Annotated in this window: 4 protein-coding genes and 1 pseudogene; all 5 read right to left on the reverse strand. The window is 64.3% G+C overall.

Features of this window, described 5'->3' with window-relative positions; all coding sequences use genetic code 11:
• Positions 1–337 (reverse strand): annotated as a pseudogene (locus tag KZA10_RS11460) (hypothetical protein); the annotation flags it as partial.
• Positions 338–580: 243 nt separating this feature from the next.
• Positions 581–832, reverse strand: coding sequence for a hypothetical protein (locus tag KZA10_RS11465; RefSeq protein WP_067117872.1), 252 nt, complete (start codon positions 830–832; stop codon positions 581–583).
• Positions 833–911: 79 nt separating this feature from the next.
• Positions 912–1,262 (reverse strand): helix-turn-helix transcriptional regulator, encoded by a 351-nt coding sequence (locus KZA10_RS11470; protein ID WP_218682944.1) that lies wholly within the window; start codon positions 1,260–1,262, stop codon positions 912–914.
• 77 nt (positions 1,263–1,339) lie between these two features.
• Positions 1,340–1,654, reverse strand: coding sequence for a helix-turn-helix domain-containing protein (locus KZA10_RS11475; protein ID WP_218682945.1), 315 nt, complete (start codon positions 1,652–1,654; stop codon positions 1,340–1,342).
• Between the two features lie 15 nt (positions 1,655–1,669).
• Positions 1,670–2,791: PQQ-binding-like beta-propeller repeat protein (locus KZA10_RS11480; protein WP_218682946.1), on the reverse strand; the 1,122-nt coding region annotated here is incomplete at its 5' end.

The following is a 2,791-nucleotide window of genomic DNA, read 5'->3' on the forward strand; positions in this document are numbered from 1 at the left end:
TCACGGTGCCGGCGTCGGCGGGCGCGGTGAGCGCGATCCAGACGTGGCGGCCGCCCGAGGGGCCGGACTCGCAGACGAGATATGCGATCGCGAGCTCGTCGAGCCACCGGGTCAGTCGGTGAGCATCTTTCGCCGGGTTGCCGCCCTTGGCGTCCAGGTCGAAGCACAGGTACCGGAATCCGCCGGCGGTGTCGGTGAGGGGGAGGGCCCAGGGGCCGTCAGGGGCAGCGGTGCTGTCGGACGGGTAGGTGGCGGTGTAGCTGTTCGTGAAGTCGCCGTGCGCGTCGCGGACGTCGACGCGGACGCTGCGTCGACGCGTGAGCTGGGACAGCGACACGGTGAGATCCCAGGCAGACTCCGGTGTCCCCCAATCGGAGGACACCCCGCGGCGTGTCGCGTCTAAGACGGCCTGGAAATCTGCGTCAAGTGGCGTTATGATGGGGTCAACTCCTTTCGAGGTAGCGCATGACGAAGCCCCGGTACCCTCCGGTTCTTCATTTCTCGATCCGTGTCCGTCGCCAAACATCTACGGGTCGAAATACTTGGGAGAAACCCGCCGCACATGCGGCGGGTTCTTTCGTTAAGCGGCTGGCACGCGCAGCATCCCGTCTTTGAGTGGCCGTTCGGGGAACCAGGTGGGACGCCCATAGGCGTCGAGCGGAAGGTGCTCGACCATGAGGTCGAACAGCTCCGATGGGGAGATCTCGAGTTCCTGCGCGAGCGCTTCCCAGCGCTTCTTGCTGGTGAGCTCGACCTCGTAGCCAAGGTTGGTCGGCTGTACCATCGTCCCTCTGGGACGGCGGTAGGTCCGCCGCTTCTTTTCGTCAGCCATGCAGTCAGTTAACCCCAAGGTCAGGGTTAACACCGGCGCGACACTCCGGGCCTTCAACCCGTACTTGAAACCCGACACCTCAGTTACCGTCGTCGCTCGACAGAGCCTCACCAAGCAGGTACTTCGAGTACTCGCGAAGCTCGCGACGAATGGCTTCACGGTCAACCGTGTATCTGACTCGCTGTCCGTGCGGGTCAGCGCGCGCATCGGATACAAGGGTTCCCTCGGAGGCTAGATCTTGAACGTGGTTGAAGATCGTCTTGTACGACGCTCCGGTCAAGACTTTTGCAATCTCGCCCGTGGTCATGGGGGCGGGGCTCTGTGCCAACAGCCTCACGATCGACGCCCGGATGGGGTTCACACCAAACACTTTGACCGCCCTCAGTAGTTCAGGAGGCAACGGCTGTTCAGGGGATGCGTACCGGACCATTCGCCAAGTCTGCCGTAACCGTCACCGACGCTATCAGGGATTGCAGTTCAGTTACAACCTTGCAGAAAGACTGCAACCTAGCTCGATGGACGCTCGCCGAGGAGTTCGGTGTGCAGCGCAGTGAGGATCTGGCGGACGCGGGTCTCGTTGACGGTGTAGCGAAAGTTGCGGCCGGTGCCGCGCTTCTCGGGCGGCACATCGATGGTGACGACGTCGAGCTCGACGAGGGTACGCAGGACGCGGCCCAGAGATCCTCGGGGAGTGTCGGTGCCCGCGAGGATATCGGAGAGGTACGCACCGGGGTTCTCGCGTATGTATTCGACCACGCGGAGGTGTGCGCGGTTGCGCACCAGGTTGACGGCGTCGTCAAAGAGATCAGGGGTAGCAGGCATGCGGCTCAGCATCCTTTAGGGTGCGGGCGTGGCGGTCGGGTCGCCAGGGCCGGTTCGTCGAGGGAGGGCGTACAGGTAGGTGGTTTCGACTTTGTCTGCGACGATCCACGCCATCTCGGTGGTGATCCCGCTGGGTGCTATCGGGTCTAGCGGGAGTTCTCGGGTCGTGAACGGGGTCACCTGTGGCTGGTCATCGCTGACGTTGGTCCAGCTAGCTTGACGGCTAGCTGTCCCGTACACAATGGTGCCAGTGATTGCGGTGGGCGTGAGGTTGCCAAGCGGTTGAACACTCGGATTGGTGCCGTACCGGATCCAGACGTTGCCGTAGGTGAGGGTGGCCCCGTCGATCGCGTGCAGCGGCACGGAGTCACTGCGGATGCCGCTCGTGCGGGTTTCGGCCTGGGAGAGGGTTTCTCCCGTGGCGACGTCAACGGCCGCGACGATGCTCTGCTGCCCTTCGGTGCTCCACACGGCGATGAGGGTGTTGGCGTCAGCTGCAGAGACGTTACTGAGCTCGGTGGTCCCCTCGGGACGGGTGTACGGGGTCTCGGACACATCACCGTCGACGGTGATGGTGTAGATCGTGGTGTCGTCGACGGCGATCACGCCGGCGTCGGTCGTCATCACGGGGCGAGCAGTGACGGGAATGTCCTGTCGGGTGATGCCGTCAGCGGTGACGAAGCCCACGGTCTGATCGGGGAGAACGATCAGCGGTTCAGTGCCGAGGAAACTTACGTCGGCACCGCGGGGCAGGTCGTAGTCGACGGAGTCGACTGTGCTGTCTTCGACGTACAGAGGCCAGACGGTGAGGGCGTTGGAGCGCGAGGTCGCGAGGACCTCGTACCCGCCGATTGTGGTGGCCGCGAGCTGCGCGCCTCCACGGGGGGAGCCGTTGCCTTTCCAGACCGTCTTGCCGGTGTCAGGATCGAGCAACCGGAGATCTCCGGCTTCGGTTGTGATCGCGACCCGTCCGTCCGGGAGGAATGTGGGTTCGGTGTTGGAGCGGATCGGCACGGCCCACGCTGCCGTCTGTTCGTATCCGGGAGGTGCGAGGACGGCGAGCTGTTCTCCGACACCGGGCGGCGGCGCGATGGTGGCCGTCGGCGTCGGTGCAGGCCGCGTGAGCGCGATCGCGAC

The organism is Microbacterium sp. BF1 (assembly GCF_019279095.1).
In the GTDB taxonomy this organism is placed as follows: Bacteria; Actinomycetota; Actinomycetes; order Actinomycetales; family Microbacteriaceae; genus Microbacterium; species Microbacterium maritypicum.